General features: G+C 65.1%; 15 protein-coding genes, 1 tRNA gene and 1 riboswitch. Of the genes, 10 read left to right on the top strand and 6 right to left on the bottom strand.

Going from position 1 to position 16,891, the window contains the following annotated elements; genetic code table 11:
• Positions 1-20 precede the first annotated feature (20 nt).
• Positions 21-1,604 (bottom strand): adenosine deaminase family protein, encoded by a 1,584-nt coding sequence (locus tag HLH29_RS13485; protein ID WP_182967668.1) that lies wholly within the window; start codon positions 1,602-1,604, stop codon positions 21-23.
• A gap of 47 nt (positions 1,605-1,651) precedes the next feature.
• A complete protein-coding gene (locus HLH29_RS13480) occupies positions 1,652-1,870 on the bottom strand; it encodes a DUF1653 domain-containing protein (RefSeq protein ID WP_182967666.1) in 219 nt (72 codons plus the stop codon).
• Positions 1,871-2,017: 147 nt separating this feature from the next.
• Between HLH29_RS13480 and HLH29_RS13475 the strand changes: the two genes are divergently transcribed.
• A complete protein-coding gene (locus HLH29_RS13475; protein WP_408871974.1) occupies positions 2,018-2,542 on the top strand; it encodes a hypothetical protein in 525 nt (174 codons plus the stop codon).
• Positions 2,543-2,580: 38 nt separating this feature from the next.
• Here the strand turns inward: HLH29_RS13475 and HLH29_RS13470 are convergent, their stop codons facing one another.
• Together HLH29_RS13470 and HLH29_RS13465 are read right to left on the bottom strand one after the other, a co-directional pair.
• Positions 2,581-3,276: a creatininase family protein gene (locus HLH29_RS13470; protein WP_182967662.1), complete on the bottom strand. Its 696-nt coding sequence runs from the start codon at positions 3,274-3,276 to the stop codon at positions 2,581-2,583.
• Positions 3,277-3,300: 24 nt separating this feature from the next.
• Positions 3,301-4,338: a GntR family transcriptional regulator gene (locus HLH29_RS13465; RefSeq protein ID WP_182967660.1), complete on the bottom strand. Its 1,038-nt coding sequence runs from the start codon at positions 4,336-4,338 to the stop codon at positions 3,301-3,303.
• 227 nt (positions 4,339-4,565) lie between these two features.
• Between HLH29_RS13465 and HLH29_RS13460 the strand changes: the two genes are divergently transcribed.
• Genes HLH29_RS13460 through HLH29_RS13445 form a run of 4 tightly spaced genes read left to right on the top strand, consistent with a single transcriptional unit; the run spans position 4,566 to position 10,234 of the window.
• A complete protein-coding gene (locus tag HLH29_RS13460) occupies positions 4,566-6,905 on the top strand; it encodes a TonB-dependent receptor domain-containing protein (RefSeq protein WP_246374247.1) in 2,340 nt (779 codons plus the stop codon).
• A gap of 1 nt (position 6,906) precedes the next feature.
• Entirely contained in the window at positions 6,907-8,382 is a 1,476-nt protein-coding gene (locus HLH29_RS13455; protein WP_182967658.1) for a peptide MFS transporter, read from the top strand.
• Entirely contained in the window at positions 8,379-9,296 is a 918-nt protein-coding gene (locus tag HLH29_RS13450) for a polysaccharide deacetylase family protein (RefSeq protein ID WP_182967656.1), read from the top strand. Before HLH29_RS13455 ends, HLH29_RS13450 begins: the two co-directional genes overlap by 4 nt.
• Positions 9,293-10,234, top strand: a complete 942-nt coding sequence (locus tag HLH29_RS13445) for an isoaspartyl peptidase/L-asparaginase family protein (protein ID WP_182967654.1) — start codon at positions 9,293-9,295, stop codon at positions 10,232-10,234. The genes HLH29_RS13450 and HLH29_RS13445 overlap by 4 nt, the downstream gene beginning before the upstream one ends.
• A gap of 210 nt (positions 10,235-10,444) precedes the next feature.
• Here HLH29_RS13445 and HLH29_RS13440 read toward each other — a convergent pair.
• Positions 10,445-10,518: transfer RNA gene (locus HLH29_RS13440), tRNA-Gly, on the bottom strand.
• Between the two features lie 120 nt (positions 10,519-10,638).
• Positions 10,639-10,719, top strand: a riboswitch (SAM riboswitch).
• A gap of 122 nt (positions 10,720-10,841) precedes the next feature.
• Here HLH29_RS13440 and metZ point away from each other — a divergent pair.
• The 5 genes from metZ (at position 10,842) to HLH29_RS13415 (ending at position 16,552) form a co-directional block, all read left to right on the top strand.
• On the top strand, positions 10,842-12,041 hold the full coding sequence (metZ, locus tag HLH29_RS13435) for an O-succinylhomoserine sulfhydrylase (RefSeq protein WP_182967754.1): 1,200 nt from the start codon (positions 10,842-10,844) through the stop codon (positions 12,039-12,041).
• A gap of 18 nt (positions 12,042-12,059) precedes the next feature.
• Positions 12,060-12,536: a Co2+/Mg2+ efflux protein ApaG gene (gene apaG / locus HLH29_RS13430; protein ID WP_182967652.1), complete on the top strand. Its 477-nt coding sequence runs from the start codon at positions 12,060-12,062 to the stop codon at positions 12,534-12,536.
• A 44-nt stretch (positions 12,537-12,580) separates the two neighbouring features.
• The gene (gene folE / locus HLH29_RS13425; protein WP_182967649.1) at positions 12,581-13,189 is read left to right on the top strand and encodes a GTP cyclohydrolase I FolE; all 609 of its coding nucleotides are present in this window, start codon (positions 12,581-12,583) and stop codon (positions 13,187-13,189) included.
• A 14-nt stretch (positions 13,190-13,203) separates the two neighbouring features.
• Entirely contained in the window at positions 13,204-14,103 is a 900-nt protein-coding gene (locus HLH29_RS13420) for a dihydrodipicolinate synthase family protein (RefSeq protein WP_182967647.1), read from the top strand.
• 325 nt (positions 14,104-14,428) lie between these two features.
• On the top strand, positions 14,429-16,552 hold the full coding sequence (locus HLH29_RS13415; protein WP_182967645.1) for a M3 family metallopeptidase: 2,124 nt from the start codon (positions 14,429-14,431) through the stop codon (positions 16,550-16,552).
• Positions 16,553-16,738: 186 nt separating this feature from the next.
• Here HLH29_RS13415 and HLH29_RS13410 read toward each other — a convergent pair.
• Positions 16,739-16,891, bottom strand: a 153-nt coding sequence (locus HLH29_RS13410; protein WP_182967643.1) for a transposase, incomplete at its 5' end; no start/stop codon positions are given.

Here is a 16,891-nt window from a genome sequence, read left to right as displayed (position 1 = left end):
TTTGCGCGATGCGTGCGTCATCATGCCGGTCCATATCCTTTCGGCCGCGCGGAGCCAGCACCCTGCCCCGCTTCGCGGATCATCATGGTTTCGAAATCATGCAGCCGCGCTTCCAGCGCCCATTGCAGACGCGCCCGGGCACTCGCGGCCAGAAAATCATGGCAGGCGCCACTAGCCGGCATTGCCCCCGTCGGCACGGACGCACAGGCCGCAACCATCCGATACGGCGCCACCCCGCGCCACAGGCTCTCGCCAGGAACAAAGGCATATTCCAGCCCGGCGCGCGACAGATCGCGCAAGGCGGCATAATCCAGCGCATAGACCGTCGCCGCCCGCGCATATTCATGCGTCAGGTCGATCCGCGACACCCCCTCGTCATCGGTCGACAGCGCCACCGGCACCCCCGCCGCGCGATAGGCATCGAACGGATGCCCCGCCCCGGCAATGCCGAGAATGACATCGTTGCTGGTCAGGTTGATCTCCACCATCACCCGGCGCCGCGCCATCTCCGCCATCAGCCCGTCCGGATCGTCCTCATGCAGGATATCGACCCCATGGCCGATCCGGCGCGCCCCCGCCACCTCGACCGCCTGCCGGATATGGTCGCGCAACCCCTCGGGCGGCACCATGCCGGGCGCCAGTTCCCCCGCATGCAGCGACAGCTTCACCCCCGGATCGCGCGCGGCCAGCCAGCCGAACATGCGCATATGCAGCCCGTAATCGCGCATCGCCACCGCATCGTCCTCGGGTGCCACGATATTCACACCGACAAAACGCGGATCGGCATGGACGAGCGCATAACCGAAATCAAGCTGCGGAAAGACCATGGCAGGCGGCATGGTGCGGATCGTCTGGTACAGATAGCGCACCGTCACCCCGCATCCCGGCGCAGCCTGCGCCGTTCCGCACCGCAGCACGGCCCGCATCCGCGCCTCCATGGCGTCGACATCCTGCCGCGCCGCCCCAACCAGCGCCGGCAGGTCGGGGCCGATGGCCCGGTCAGCCTCGGCAAACGCCTCGTCATGCAGAGGATGCCGCGCCCCCAGCCCCGCCGCCGCGCCAAGCTGGGGCGAAATCATCAATTCCAGATACAGGACATGATCGCCGGCCGCATGCGTCGCCGCCTCGGCCAGCATGTCGCCGCCATGGGCCGCCTGCGCGGGCATGAAGCGCGCAAAGGTCGCAAAGAAATGGTCATGCCCCGACCGGTCGGACGCGGTCGGCACGAAATCGCGCATCGACAACGCATCGATCATATCCGCCCGCATATCCGGCCGCCCCGACAGATCGGCAGCCCGAACCCCGTCACCACCCGCCACGCAGCCCCCTGCCAGAATACGCCCCTGCACGGGCGAGACGCACAACCCATCCCGCGCCGCCCAGTCCAGCATGCTCTCGGCATAGACGGCACCGGCCAGATGATTATGCAGGTCCGCGCCCTTGGGCATGGCCCGCAGCAGCATATCCAGCCGCGCCGGATCACGGCCCAGCAGCGCGAAAGCGCGCGACGCGGCATCGGGCGATACGGATTGGGGCGCGGCAAGGGCCGCCCCGGGCAGGATCAGGCCGGCGGCCAGGGCACAGACAACGGAGAATCGCGACATCCCGCGATCGTGCGGCGATCGATTCAAAAAGGCAACAGGCCGCCCGATCAGCCCGTCGCCTCGCGCACGGGGCTGAAACGGGGCACGCCGTCCACGTCCTCGATCCACATGGCCAGCGGCCGCACCCAGTAATCGCCGCGCACCTCGCTGCGATAGGTCACCAGCCATTCCTCGGTCTCGGAATGCCGGCCGACACAGATCAGCGTGTACAGGCCGCCCTTGTAATGGCGGTACAGACCCGGCTGTGTCCTTTCGGTCTCGTTCATGCGTTACTCCCCTCACGGGGCTCCGGATCGCGGTCCGGAGCCAGCCTTTCCCCAGGCGGCCCCCAGGACCGCCCGCGAACCGACGGACCTCATCGCATGATTCGCCCGCCCCGTCATACAAGCCTGCTCGCCACCCTGGCCGCCGCCATGGCGCTCGCCCCCGCCGCCCTCGCCCTGGCCGCACCCCACCACCCGGCAGCCCCCGCGACCGAGAGCGGCGATCCGGTCATCCTGGCCCAGCAACCCGGCGGCGCGCTGGACCTGGCAGCCCGCACGCTCAATGCAGCCGACCTGGCGGCGGCCACGCGCAAGGGCGATACGCCCGTGGTCCTGGTCGGCTCCGCCCCCCTCTCGACCCGTGCCGGGGACGCGGCCCTGTTCGTGCAACTGCAATCGGCCAATCTGTGCGGCTCGGCCGGCTGCGCCACCTCGGTCTACCTGCGGCGCGGCCGGCGCGACTGGGTCAAGGTGCTGGATTCCGTCAGCGGACCGATCGCCCTCTCACACCGCCTCCATGGCGGCATGCGCGACCTGATCGTGGACGGCACCGACCGCTGGGTCTGGAACGGCACCACCTACCGCGACACCATGCCCGCCGCCCCCGACACCGGCCTGCGCCGCTCGATCGAACGCTTCCAGGCCCAACACCATACGGAACAACCGCCGCAATAACGGGTTGTGCCGGCACCGCCGTCGGGTACCGACCGTGATCAGACCGCCGCAATGACCCGCCGCGTCTCCTCGACCGCGATGGCCCATATGGCGTGCATCTCCGCATCCGCGCGTGCGTAGCGTCCGCCGAAATTGCCGTCGCCCAGGCGAATCCTGACCATTTCGGGCGTCACATCATGCAATTGTTCCAGCATGATGGCCGGCTTCGCCTCATCCGGCTGGGCGATGCCCGCAATACGCGTCCACGGAAAATTCTCCATCCACGACGCATGCATCGCCACTGGATCGGTCGCCGTCACGATACGCCAGGTTTCCGACGCCCGCCACCAATCATGAAATACGCCTCTGCAATCGATATTTTTCTCGAACCACAATGAGAGTGACGGCCAGATCGGACAATTTCCACCGTGCCCGTTCACAAACACAAAGCGACGGAACCCCTGGCCGTGGAGGCTGGTCACGAGGTCCTCAAGAAGGGCAAGATAAGTTTCCGTCCGCAGTGAAATCGTGCCGGGATAGGCAAGAAAACGCGGCGTCATGCCGAACGGCACAACAGGACAGACCGGAATCCCCAGCGGTCCGCAGGCTTCAAGCGCCACGCGCTCGGCCAGGATCGCATCCGTGAACAGGCTCAGATAGGCATGTTGTTCGGTCGAACCGAGCGGGATAACGATGCGATCATCCGCCTCCAGATAGGCCTCGACCTGCATCCAGTTCATCTCGCGTAAATTCATGATGTTTCCTGTGACATGCGCCCCTCACGGCCGCCGTGCGGTCAGCTCGGCGATCAGGCGGCTGACGTCATGGGGATTGGGCGTGTGCTGATATTCAAAATGGATCGATTCGTCGGGGAATTTCAGCCCGAGATCATCCGCGCCGGTGGCGTAGACGATCACATCGGCATTCCTCGTCAGGACCTCGCATTCTGGCGCGTCGATCAGGACGACCACAGGTTCCGCGATATGCGGCGCGAACTGCTGGACACCGGCTTTCATCGACCCCGCGAACTCCGGATTGATGACGACGAGCAGGACGCGACTTCCCGGATCGATCTGCGCCAGTTTCATCCGCGTCTCCATCGACGGAATGAAGGTGATGACCGCCACGCCCAGTCCGGGCAACATACGCGCGACCTCGGTGCGGCGATGTGCAAATGTCACAGCCATCTGACACAAGTCAACACGCTGCCGTTCTGACGGATTCGTCTGCAACTGGGTGATGGTCGTCGGCAGAAACCGTACCTTCCCCTCGCTCAGCCGCTCCATCTGCCGACAATAGGCAATTGTGGTCTGCATGAAATTGCCGACGACCATCACCGATGGCGGGGGCACACCCAGGCCGCCACCTTCCATCCGCGCGCTGACCAGGCCCAGGACCTCGCTCGTGCTCAGCCCCAGCGCCCGGGCACGGGTGACCAACACATCGATCGCGGATTGGATCTCCGAGCCGCGCGCGCCTCGGGCCGACCATCCGGCCATCAGGTCGGCAACGAACGTGCCTGCCCCGGTCCGTCCGCGCAGTACGCCGCCGCGCTTGAGTTCGGCATAGACCTGCCCCACCGTGACCGGGGAAATGCCCAGCCGCTCGGCCAGTTCGCGAACAGGCGGAAGCCGCTGGCCCGGCCTGATGACGCCGAGCCCGATCCCGTATTCGATCTGTCCCTTGAGTTGCGTTCCGATCGGCAGGTCCAGAGTCCTGTCGATCCGAAAGAGGGTCACGTCCAGGCGCTCGCCCCCATCCTGTTCCACCACCTCCGGGTTGGCGCTGTCCTGTCGAATGAGATCCTCCTCCTCCATCGCCGGACCTGTTCGACAACATTCGGGAACGGCGCAACGTGCCTGCTCATATTAGGACGGAAACTTGTTACACACAAGGATGCTAAAATTCGCCAAATCGTCCATTTTGTATCATTGCAGAGTAACATTTTGTGTGCTTAATCCGATAACGGTTCGTTCCGGTCGATGAATGACCTGCCGGCGGACCCGACGACCCGACATGACGCAACGGAGACGCAGGCACGCATATGTTCACCAGAAAGATGAACCCCTTCGGCGCCGCAGCCTTCATGCTGCTGTCCTCGACCGCCCTGGCTGCGACACCGCAGAACGCCACGCCCCATCAGAAGCAGCATGCGAAACCGGAGCGTTCACATGCGGCATCGAGCGCGAAGAACGAAAACGTCATGGTCACCGCGGCACTCCGGGCCGCCCACAGCGCCATCACAGACGTGTCCAGGAAGGACATGGAAAAATTCGTCGCAGGCACAAGCCCGCTCAAGATCCTCGGCAGCCTGACGGGCGCGAACTTCGTGTCCAACGATCCCCTTGGCCTCGATATCTATTCGAAATCGTTCTATGTGCGCGGCTTCAACCAGAGCCAGCTCGGCGCGACGCTCGACGGCATTCCGCTCGGGGACCAGTCTTACAACAAATATAACGGCCTCGACGTCAATTCGGCGATCACACAGGACAATATCGCCCGGATGAATCTCAGCCAGGGCGGCGGCGACGTCACGCTTCCGTCGACCAGCGAACTGGGCGGCGCGATGGAATTCTATTCCGCCGATCCGGCCGACAAGGCAGGCGGCATGATCTCGCAGATGTTCGGCAGCTACAACAGCTATCGCACCTACATAAAGGGCGATACCGGCACCTTCACGCCTTTCGGAACGAAGGCATATGTATCCTATATGCGGGTCGATGCCGATAAATGGAAAGGCTATGGTGACCAGTTCACCCAGCAGGTCAATGCCAAGATCGTCCAGCCCATCGGAAACAACAGCAGTATCAAGGCATTTTTCAACTGGAGCGATCTCGCCCAGTACGAATACCAGGACCTGTCCCTGGAGCTGCTGCACAAGGTAGGCCAGCGCCTGGACAACTACGCGCCCGACTACCGCACCGCCTACCTCGCCGCGCAGGGGATTTATCCCTCGTCCTTCGCCTCGCTGTCCGATCCCGCCGATGCCGCCTACTACAATGGCGGACAGGCCGAACGCGATTATCTGGGCGGCCTGACACTCGATTTCGACATGGGCCACCATATCCGCTGGAAGACGTTGTTCTACGGCCATGGCAGCCAGGAATACTCGACCTGGGCGAACCCCTATGTCGCATCGCCGACCGGCGCCCCGCTATCGTTCATGGTCATCCCCGAGCAGGTCCGGCGCCTGGGCTTCACGACCGAGATGACCCACACCTACGAAAACAACGTGCTGCGCACGGGCGTGTGGTTCGAGAATAATTGTTACGATATCGGAAAATATTACTATTCCGAACCCGTCCTCGGGCAGGGCGCTCCGATCGGCGCAGTCGGCCCGTTCAACACCTATGGCGGCCCGTTCGCCCAGGTCTGGGGCATGGGCTTCAACACCAACACGGTCCAATACCACCTGACCGATACGTACCACATCCTGCCGGGCCTCGCGATCACCGGCGGTTTCAAGTCCCTCGTCGTCACCACGGCCGGCGGTGCGAACGAAAATAACGTCTCCTACACCCATGTCGACCAGTTGCCGAACGGCAGCGTCACCTCATCGGCCGCGTTCCTGCCGCACGTCAATATCGACTGGCATTTCCTCAAAAACCACGAGCTTTATTTCGACGTGGCAGAGAACATGCGCGCCTTCACCTACGAAGGCTACCAGTCGGGTAGCGTGCCGTCCCTGTGGGGCGTCAAAAACCAGGCGGCATTCGATATCGCGCGCCGGACACTGCGTCCGGAACGCAACTGGACCTACGTCGTCGGCTATCATTATTACGGCAAGGTCGTGTCGGCTTCCGTCGACGCCTACCGCTCGAACTTCACCAACCGCCTCGGGCTCATGGCCTCCGGCTCGCTGGTCAATCCGACCTCGACCGTCGGCAATCTCGGCGGCGTAACCATGAACGGCGTGGATGCCGACGTCGTGATCCACCCGATCCGCCATCTCGCAATCGACAACAGCATCAGCTACAATCGCTCGACATACGATAACAACATCACCTCGGCAGGCGTGCTCTATTATCTGCAGGGCAAGAAGGTTCCCGCCTACCCTCAGTTCATGTACAAAACGAGCCTGACCTACAGCTACGAGGGGCTCTCGGCTCATTTCGATGCAAGCTACATTTCACGCCGCTACCTCAGCTACACCAACGATACCAGCGTGCCGGGCTTCTGGATGACGAATGTCGGTGCGCGATACAGCTTCGGCCAGCAGAGCATCTTCCGCGACCTCTCGGTCTCGTTCGATGTCTACAACCTGCTGAACACACCCTACATCTCGACGGTGGGCGAGCAGGGCTTCCCGCTGGTGGGCGACCGCCAGTCCCTGCTGGCAGGCTCGCCCCGCCAGTTCTTCGGCTCCATCAGCGCCAGGTTCTGACATGATGGAGCCCCGCCGACGCACCTTCCTGCGGATCGCCACGCTCGAATTGTGCGAACGGTTCGGCTTCTACGGCCTGCAGAGCGTCTCGGTCCTGTATTTCGTCAGGACCATGGGTCTGTCGGAACAGGGCGCCATCATGCTGTGGGGCGCATTCAGCGCCCTCATGTTCGGCGTGCCCGTTCTGGGCGGCTGGCTTGGCGACAGGATTCTGGGCGCCCGGCGGACGGTCGCCGTCGCGCTCGCACTGCTGGCCATCGGCTATACCGGCCTGGCCAGCGGCATGGGCGGCGCGACCGGTGTCTCGCTGGTGCTGGCCGTCCTGGTCTGCGGCGGCGGCATCTTCAAGCCCAACATCACCAGCCTGCTGCGTCACGCCTTCAGCGGCGCCGACGACCGGCTCGATATCGTTTTCACCATCTACTACATGTCCATCAATATCGGGGCGACAATCGCGGCCCTCGCCATTCCCTTCCTCGCCGTGCATATCGGCTGGCAGGCAAGCTTCGGTATCGCCGCCGCCGTGCTGTGGGCCGGTTTCGCGGTCTCGCTGACGCTGCCGGCCACGGCGCCCCCGCCGGCCGGCGCGCCGGATCGCCGCCTGTGGCTGCTGCTCGGTGCCGGTATCGGCGCGGCCTTTACACTGCTTCACTATCCGGCGCTCGCGAGGGCCTGCATCTGGGTCGCGGCCGCCGCCATCCTGCTGATCTGGATCATGCTCTACCGGCGTTCGAAACCCGCCTGGCGCGCGGGCCTGAAACTATCCTTCGCCCTCCAGTCCGAAGCGATCCTGTTCTTCCTGTTCAACCAGCAGATCGCGACCTCACTGACCGGCTTCGCGCGCGACCACGTCGCGGCCACGATCCGCCTCGAGGGCATGGACTGGGCGCTGCAACCCGGCCAGTTCCAGTCGCTGAACAATCTGTGGATCGTCGCGTTCGCCCCCTGCCTCGCCGCACTCTATTACCGCGCCGAACGGAAGGGGCGCCCGATTTCCGTCCCAATCCGCTTCCTGTCCGGCTTCGTACTGCTGACCGGCTCCTTCGTCCTGTGGCGCGCGGCAGCACTGGCTGGCGCGGCCGGGCCGGTCTCGCCCTGGTGGATGGTCGCGGGATATGCGCTGTTCTCATTGGGCGAACTGCTGATCGCAGCCCTCGGGCTCGCCGTCATCGCCCGCTACGCACCCCCCGACGGCGTCGGCCGCCTGATGGGGTGTTTCTCTGTCCTCGGCGGCCTTGCCAGCTATCTCGGCAGCCTCGTCGCCACCGATGCCACGCGCGGGCCGGCAGGAGGTCTCGGCGCGGCCTCCATCGCCGGATATGCGCATCTGTTCGGCAACCTGGCCGCGCTGGCGGCATTCGTTGCCCTCGCTTCCGCCCTGTTCATCCCCTTCGCCCGCAAGATGGACGCACACTGGCGCCGCGCGCTTCCGCCACCGCCGGCCGCCAACGAACCAATCCTGGAAACCCTGCCATGACGACGCCTCCCGACACCCCTCTCCCTCCCTGGCAATGGCCCGAGAGCCGCTGGCGCGCAGCCGTCGGCCGCGCCAGGGCCGGGCGCTCGCTACATCCCGCCGCCTGGCCGGGCGGCGCACGCTGTGCCTTCGCCATCTCGTTCGACGCCGACCACGACACGATCCCGCTGCGTGACAGCGATGAAAGCCCGATGCGGATCAGCCAAGGCCATTACGGCAACCGTCGCGGCGTGCCGCGTATCCGCGCGCTGCTGCAACGCCATGGCGTGCCCGCAACCTTCTTCTACCCCGCCGTGTCCGCTCTCCTCTATCCCGAGGAAGTGCGCGGCATCGTCGCCGACGGGCATGAAATCGGCATCCATTCTTGGATCCACGAGCGCAACACCCATCTGGACGCAGAAACCGAAAGGGACCTGACCTCCCGCGCGCGGGAGGTGCTACAGGATATCAGCCGCAAGCCGGTCGTTGGCATCCGCACGGCAAGCTGGGATTTCTCGCTCAACACGCTGTCCATCATCCGCGAGATGGGCCTGCTATACGACAGCAGCCTGATGGCCGACGATGATCCGTACGAACTGGTACAGGACGGGGCCCCCACCGGTATCGTCGAACTGCCGCCCGAATGGATCCGGGACGATGCCGTCTATTTCAATTTCGACCGCTTTTCGGCGCTCCGCCCCTACACGCCCCCACGCGACGTACTGGATATCTTCCTGGCCGAATTCCAGGGCGCCCATGACGAAGGCGGGCTGTTTCTGCTGACGCTGCATCCGCATATCAGCGGCCATCGCAGCCGGATCGGCGTGATCGCCGCCCTGCTCGAAGCCGCCCGGCAGAAGGGTGATGTCTGGTTCGCCACACACGAGCAGGTCGCGGCCTGGTGCATGGCCCACCCCCAGGGAGACACGCCATGAGCCCCGCGCCGACCCGCCGCCCCGTCATCGCCCTGCATGGCGGCTGCGGTGTCATGTCCCGTTCCCTTCTGTCCGAGGAGGAATGGGCCGACGCGCGAGCCGACATCCGCAAGGCGCTGGAAGCCGGATACGCGATCCTGTCCGAAGGCGGCCCTGCCGTCGCGGCCGTCGAAGCCTGCGTGATGGCCCTGGAGGATTCCCCGCATTTCAACGCCGGGCATGGCGCCGCACTGAACGCCGCGGGAGGGCATGAACTGGACGCCTCGATCATGGACGGCGCGACCGCGCTGGCGGGTGCCGTCGCGGGCGCACGGGCCGTGCGCAACCCGGTGCGGTTGGCCCGACGGCTCATGGAACAGAATATCCCCATGATGCTGGCCGGCCCGGCAGCCGACGAATACGCCGCCGCCCATGGGCTGGAGACGATGCCGCAATCCTATTTCACCACCCCGCGTCGGGCAGAGGCGCTGCAGGCGATGCGCGCGCACGACCGGCTGGGCACCTTCGCCAGCGAGAGCGAGAAGCACGGCACGGTCGGCGCGGTGGCACTGGATTGCGACGGCAACCTCGCGGCCGCCACCTCCACCGGGGGCTTCACCAACAAGGCGGTGGGTCGCGTGGGCGACAGTGCCATCATCGGTGCCGGCACCTATGCGCGGAACGGCATCTGCGCGGTTTCCTGCACGGGACAGGGCGAACAGTTCATCCGCCACGTGGTCGGCCACGAGATCGCTGCACGCGTGCGCTATGCCGGGCACTCGGTCGGGGAGGCGATTCGCATGATCCTGGCGGAGACCTTCACGCCGCAGGGGATCGGCGGCGGCGTCATCGCCATCGACCACGCCGGCACGGTCACGGCGGAATTCAACACAGAAGGCATGTTTCGCGGCTGGATCGACGCAAATGGCGAACTCTTTGTCGCCACTCACAAGGACTGAAACTCAAGCCCGATTGCCCGGAAACCGCTCCCGTCCCAATGCCGCCAGAAGGCATTGGGCGGCCCGCCGCTACCCGGCCAGATGGCCAACTGACAAATGCGGTCTGATGGGCAAGAGTGCCGCACAGGGCCACGCCGTCACATGCTTCCGGGCACCGAGGCGCAGAAAACGCACGTCAGATCGCCACCAACCGGAATTTATCAGCAAGTCTGGAGCGGGTGAAGGGAATCGAACCCTCGTATGCAGCTTGGGAAGCTGCCGTTCTACCATTGAACTACACCCGCGTCGCGGCTAGCCCTATACCGCACCGGCCGGCCCGATGCAATCCACCACCACCCGTCCCACATGGTTGACGAGCAGCCCCGCGATCCGCAATAACCCTGACGTCCAATGGCCCCCAGGGGCCGCGGGGCCCTCGTGATTTGGATCGGCCGGCTTGCGACGAGGTTAAACAGACGCGCTAAAGAGGCCTGACACCGCCAGACTCCGCGGGCGTCACGGTTTCCACGGTCGGATTTCCGCGTCAGGACGCGGGGCCGCAGAACCGGTTCGCCACCCGGATGCTCCCAGCCTCGGCCTCCTGACGGTTTTGTTCCGGGAACTGATGATGAGCAACGATTCCACCAGCACCTACCGCCCCGCCACCCGCCTGCTCCATGCGGGCATCGAGCGCACGCCCTTCGGCGAGACGAGCGAGGCGATGTTCCTCACCTCCGGCTTCGTCTACGACAATGCCGAACAGGCCGAGGCCACCTTCACCGGCGACGTGGTCCATTACCAGTACAGCCGTTTCGGCAACCCCACCGTCGCGGCGCTGGAATCCCGCCTGGCGGACCTGGAAGGCGCCGAGGCCTGTATCGCGACCTCCACGGGCATGGGCGCCGTCTCCTCGGCCCTGCTGTCGCACGTCAAGGCCGGCGACCGGGTGGTGGCGTCGCGCGCGCTGTTCGGGTCCTGCCACTGGATCGTCGCCAACCTGCTGCCCCGCTACGGTGTCGAGACCGAATTCGTCGACGGGCGCGACCTGGACGCCTGGGCCGCCGCCCTCTCCCGTCCCACGGCGGCGGTGCTGCTGGAAAGCCCGTCGAACCCGATGCTCGAGATCCTGGACCTCCGCGCGATCTCCGAACTGGCGCATAAGGCCGGCGCGCTGGTGGTGGTCGACAACGTCTTCGCCACCCCGCTGTACCAGAAGCCGCTGGAACTGGGCGCCGACGTGGTCGTCTATTCCTGCACCAAGCATATCGACGGCCAGGGCCGCGTGCTGGGCGGCGCGGTGCTGGGCCGCCGCGACTGGATCACCGATACGCTGCAACCCTTCACCCGCAACACCGGCAACGCCCTGTCACCCTTCAATGCGTGGGTGATGCTGAAGGGGCTGGAAACACTGCCGCTGCGCGTGCGCGCAATGACCGAAAACGCCGCCGCCGTCGCCGACCATCTGGCCGCCGCCGAAGGCGTCACCCGAGTCTTCTACCCCGGCCGCACCGACCATCCGCAATACGAGCTGGCCAAACGCCAGATGAGCGACGCCTCCACCCTGGTGGCGTTCGAGGTCGCAGGCGGCAAGGAGGGTGCGTTCGCCTTCATGAACGCGCTGCGGCTGATCGCGATCTCCAACAATCTGGGCGACGCGCGCTCCATGGTCACCCACCCGGCCACCACCACGCACATGAAGATCGGCGCCGAAGAACGGGCCCGCCTGGGCATCAGCGACGGCGCGATCCGCTTCTCGGTCGGGCTGGAAGATATCGCCGACCTGAAAGACGATCTGGATCGCGGCCTCGCGGCCCTGCGGTCGCGCTGAGCCGACGGGGACCACGCCATGGCCATTGACAGACCGCCGCCGCCGGGAATGCCCCCCGACCCGGACGCCGCTCTGGCGGAGGCCATGGAAGGCGCCCCCTGCTACGAGGCGACCACGGAATCGATCCGCGTGATCGTGCAGACCTTCTGGCTGGACGACCAGTCCATGCCCGAGGAACACCGCTTCGCCTGGGCCTACCGCATCCGGATCGAGAATCTGGGCCGCGAGACGGTCCAGCTCCTGCGCCGGACGTGGGAGATCATGGATGCCGTCGGGCGGGTCGAACATGTCCACGGCGACGGCGTGGTGGGCGAACAGCCGGTGCTGGAGCCCGGCCAGGTCTTCGAATACACATCCGGCACCGGGTTGCAGACACCGACCGGCTTCATGCGCGGCCTCTATCATATGATCGATGCCCGTTCGCACCGGCCGTTCGACGTCCAGGTCCCGCCCTTCAGCCTGGATTGTCCCTACCACCCCGCCATCATCCACTAGCCCGTCGCGCACGCTCCTCCCCGAAGACAGGATTCATGACCGAAATGTCCCAGTCCCCCCTTCTCCGCCCCTCTCGCGAGGAGGCGGAAGACGCGATCCGCACCCTGCTGCGCTGGGCAGGCGAGGACCCGTCGCGCGAGGGCCTGCTGGACACGCCCGGCCGGGTCGTGCGCTCCTACGAGGAATTCTTCGCGGGCTATGGCGAAGACCCGTCCTCCATCCTGTCGCGCACCTTCTCCGAGGTCGATGATTACGACGAGATCGTGCTCCTGCGCGACATCCGCTTCGAAAGCCATTGCGAACATCACATGGTGCCGATCATCGGCGTCGCCCATGTGGCCTACCTGCCCAGCAAACGCGTGGTAGGCATTTCCAAACTGGCCCGCGTGGTCGACGCCTTTTCGCGCCGCCTGCAGATCCAGGAACGCCTGACGGCACAGATCGCCAACACGATCAACGACGTGCTGCAGCCCCACGGCGTCGCCGTGATCCTGGAAGCCGGGCATCAGTGCATGACCACGCGCGGCGTCCACCGCCCCGGCGTATCGATGGTCACCAGCCGCATGCTGGGCATCTTCCGCACCAATTCCGACACAAGGCGCGAACTGATGTCCATGCTCAACCGCCCCTCGGTCGCCACCGCCCAGCTCTGATACCAGGAGGTAGCATGTCGATCTTCCACGGCCTGTCCGCCTTCCCGATCACCCCGGCCGACGAACACGGCGTCGTGGATGCCGACGGCGTCACGCGCCTGACGGCGCACCTCTCGGCGGCCGGCGTCGATTCCATCGGCCTGCTGGGCAGCACCGGAACCTATGCCTACCTCACCCGCGCCGAACGACGCCGGGCCATAAGCGCCGCGGCCAAGAGCGTGGGCGGCCGAACACCCCTGATCGTCGGCGTGGGAACCCTGCGCACGGACGACGCCCAGGCCCTCGCGCGCGATGCCGAAGCCGAAGGCGCAGACGGGCTGCTCATGGCCCCGGTCTCCTACACCCCGCTGACACAGGAAGAGGCATACCAGCATTACGTGGCAGTCGCCGGCGCCACGCAATTGCCGCTGTGCATCTACAACAATCCCGGCACCACCCATTTCAACTTCGGCGCGGAACTGCTCGAACGGCTGGCGGACGTCCCCAACATCGCCGCCGTCAAGATGCCGCCCCCGCCCGAAAGCGCCGTCGCCGACGAACTCGCCCGCCTCCGCGCCGGTCCGGTGGGCAGACTGGCCATCGGCTATAGCGGCGACTGGATTGCCGCCGAGGCCCTGCTGGCGGGCTGCGACGGCTGGTTCAGCGTCCTTGGCAGCTTCCTGCCGAAACTGGCCCGCACCCTGGTCACGGCTGCCCGCACGGGTGACGACGCCACCGTGCGGCACTGCAATGACCGGCTCCAGCCGCTGTGGGCACTCTTCCGCGCCCACGGCAGCCTCCGCGTCGCCTACGCGGCCATCCATCATCTCGGATTGTCCGAGGCCAGACCACCCAGGCCATTGCTGCCCTTGCCCGACCATGAGCAGAAAAAAGTCGACGAAGCCCTGCGCGCATGCACCGACGAACAGGCGTGACAGCGTCGCAGACCTGTTCCGTATATCTGCGAACAGATCGAGAGATGCCGAATTATTGAAGCACCCGACCAGGCGCATCGCGATCATCCGGTCCCCCACCCGTTTCCAATAGACCCAACCTGCAAGCGGATCATTCCCGATCACCCTGCCCGGCCGCCTCCCCCGCGGGATCAGCGCGCCGGCGACGCCCCCCACAAAATCGGCTGCGGACAGGGTGACCCGGTTCCCACACCGGTCATGGCTGCCTATAAAAGATCATCGGCCGGATCATCCGGCTTCGCCCGCGGCGCCACGCGATGCCGCCCGGGTTCCGAGGGTTCACTGAATGACACGATTGTTCCGCATCAGCACGCTGATCGCCACGACCGCGCTCGCCAGTCTTTCCGCCAGCGCAATGGCTTCCTCCAACCCATTCGCCGTCCCGAGCACGCTTCCGCTCCAGGCGCCGCGTTTCGACATCATCCATGACGGCGACTACAAGCCGGCCTTCCTCCAGGCCATGGCAATCCAGAAGGCCGAAATCCGCCGCATCGCCGACAATCGCGCCGCGCCGACCTTCGACAACACGATCGTCGCGATGGAACGCTCGGGCCGTATGCTCGACCGCGTGGGCCTGACCTTCTACGGCGTCTATCAGGCCAATACCAACGACACGCTGGACAAAACACAGAGCATCGTCGCCCCGCTGCTCTCGCAACATCAGGATTCGATCTATCTCGATGCGAAACTCTTCACGCGCGTCGAGACCCTGTACAATGACCGGGCCCACCTGAATCTCACACCCGAACAGACGCAGGTGCTCGCACTCTACTACCAGCAGTTCGTCCATGCCGGCGCGAAGCTCTCACCCGCCGACCAGACGAAACTGCGTGCCCTGAACACGCAGATTTCCACACTGGAAACAGCGTTCCAGCAGAAGCTCCTGGCCGCCACCCGTGACGGCGCGTTGACGGTCGACAGCAAGGCCGCCCTCACCGGCCTCGATGACGGCACGATCACCGCATTCGCCAAGGATGCCGGCGATCGCAAGCTGTCCGGAAAATGGCTGATCCCGCTGCAGAACACGACGCAGCAACCCGACTTGGAGAGCATGACCGACCGCGCCACGCGCGAGGCCCTGTTCGAACAGAGCTGGACCCGCGCCGAAAAGGGCGGCGCCGACGACACTCGCGCCACCATCTCCACCCTGGCCCACGCGCGGGCGCAGAAAGCGGCCCTGTTCGGCTACCCCGATTTCGCGTCCTACGTGCTGTACGACCAGATGGCGAACACCCCCGCCGCCGTACAGCGTTTCATCGCCGAACTAGCCCCGGCGACGCGCGCGCAGCAGGATCACGAAGCCGCCCGCATCCAGGAAACGATCCGCAAGGACGGCCAGTCCTTCGCATTGCAGCCCTGGGACTGGACGCATTACGCCGAGCAGGTGCGCAAACAGGATTACGCGCTCGACCAAAATCAGGTGAAGCCCTATTTCGAGCTCAACACGGTCCTGCGCGACGGCGTGTTCTTCGCGGCGACGCAGCTCTATGGCATCACCTTCAAGCAGCGCAAGGACATTCCCGTCTACAACCCCGACATGATGGTGTTCGAGGTCCTCGACAAGGATGGCTCCACCCTCGGGCTCATGTATTTCGATTATTTCAAGCGCGACAACAAGAATGGCGGCGCGTGGATGTCGAATTTCGTCGGCCAGTCCAAACTGCTGGGCACGAAGCCGGTCGTCTATAACGTCGCCAACATCGCCAAGCCGGCGGCCGGAAAGCCCAACCTGATCACGTTCGAAGACGTGGTCACGATGTTCCACGAATTCGGTCACGCGCTGCACGGACTGTTCGCCGACCAGACCTACCCGCTCGTATCAGGCACCCAGGTCGCCCGCGACTTCGTCGAATTCCCCTCGCAGTTCAACGAGCACTGGGCGCTCGACCCGACCGTCTTCGCTCATTACGCGCGCAACTACCAGACGGGCGCCGCAATGCCGCAGGATCTGGTCGACAAGATCAAGAAAGCCGCCACCTTCAATCGCGGCTACAATATGGGCGAGATCATCGCGGCGGCCCAGCTCGACATGGCCTGGCACAGCCTCCCCGCCACCGCCCCCGAGCAGGACGTCGACAATTTCGAAAAAGCGGCCCTGGACAAGACCGGCCTCAACACCACCCTGGTCCCCACCCGCTACCGCTCCAGCTACTTCCTGCACATCTGGTCCAACGGCTACTCCGCCGGCTACTACGCCTATCTCTGGACCCAGATGCTCGCCGACGATTCCTTCGCCTGGTTCCGCGACCATGGCGGCCTCACCCGCGAAAACGGCCAGCATTTCCGCGACATGATCCTCTCCCAAGGCCACACGCAGGACTACGCCCCCCTATTCCGCGCCTTCTACGGCAAGGACCCCGACATCACCCCCATGCTGAACCACCGCATACTGGGCACAGACCCGAACTGACGCCCCCCACAACCGCACGCCGGAACCAATCCGGCGTGCGTCCACCACGCCTCTCCGCATCGCAGACAGCATTACAGCCGCACGACCATCCTTAGCCGACGATCAGATCGCCTCACCAGACCGCCCCACGTCCGGGCTGCCGGGGATACCGGAATGGCTGCTATCGGGCAGAAGTACTAGGGTCTGTTAGATCTTGATCCAATCTGCGGCGGCTGCGAGGTGAAGGATAGCGAGGAACGAGGTGGCGGTCTTTTCGTATCGGGTTGCGACGGCGCGCCATTCCTTCAGACGGGCCCAGAGGTTTTCCACCAGATGCCGGTTTCGATAAACCCATTGTGG

Source organism: Gluconacetobacter tumulicola, assembly GCF_014174215.1.
Taxonomy (GTDB): domain Bacteria; phylum Pseudomonadota; class Alphaproteobacteria; order Acetobacterales; family Acetobacteraceae; genus Gluconacetobacter; species Gluconacetobacter tumulicola.
The sequence above is the reverse complement of the archived record's forward strand: the minus strand, read 5'-3'. Positions and strand labels throughout refer to the sequence as shown.

Coding starts and splice junctions, on each gene's coding strand:
- HLH29_RS13485 (WP_182967668.1), bottom strand. CDS start 1,604: ATGTCGCGATTCTCCGTTGTCTGTGCCCTGGCCGCCGGCCTGATCCTG.
- HLH29_RS13480 (WP_182967666.1), bottom strand. CDS start 1,870: ATGAACGAGACCGAAAGGACACAGCCGGGTCTGTACCGCCATTACAAG.
- HLH29_RS13475 (WP_408871974.1), top strand. CDS start 2,018: ATGGCGCTCGCCCCCGCCGCCCTCGCCCTGGCCGCACCCCACCACCCG.
- HLH29_RS13470 (WP_182967662.1), bottom strand. CDS start 3,276: ATGAATTTACGCGAGATGAACTGGATGCAGGTCGAGGCCTATCTGGAG.
- HLH29_RS13465 (WP_182967660.1), bottom strand. CDS start 4,338: ATGGAGGAGGAGGATCTCATTCGACAGGACAGCGCCAACCCGGAGGTG.
- HLH29_RS13460 (WP_246374247.1), top strand. CDS start 4,566: ATGTTCACCAGAAAGATGAACCCCTTCGGCGCCGCAGCCTTCATGCTG.
- HLH29_RS13455 (WP_182967658.1), top strand. CDS start 6,907: ATGATGGAGCCCCGCCGACGCACCTTCCTGCGGATCGCCACGCTCGAA.
- HLH29_RS13450 (WP_182967656.1), top strand. CDS start 8,379: ATGACGACGCCTCCCGACACCCCTCTCCCTCCCTGGCAATGGCCCGAG.
- HLH29_RS13445 (WP_182967654.1), top strand. CDS start 9,293: ATGAGCCCCGCGCCGACCCGCCGCCCCGTCATCGCCCTGCATGGCGGC.
- metZ (WP_182967754.1), top strand. CDS start 10,842: ATGAGCAACGATTCCACCAGCACCTACCGCCCCGCCACCCGCCTGCTC.
- apaG (WP_182967652.1), top strand. CDS start 12,060: ATGGCCATTGACAGACCGCCGCCGCCGGGAATGCCCCCCGACCCGGAC.
- folE (WP_182967649.1), top strand. CDS start 12,581: ATGTCCCAGTCCCCCCTTCTCCGCCCCTCTCGCGAGGAGGCGGAAGAC.
- HLH29_RS13420 (WP_182967647.1), top strand. CDS start 13,204: ATGTCGATCTTCCACGGCCTGTCCGCCTTCCCGATCACCCCGGCCGAC.
- HLH29_RS13415 (WP_182967645.1), top strand. CDS start 14,429: ATGACACGATTGTTCCGCATCAGCACGCTGATCGCCACGACCGCGCTC.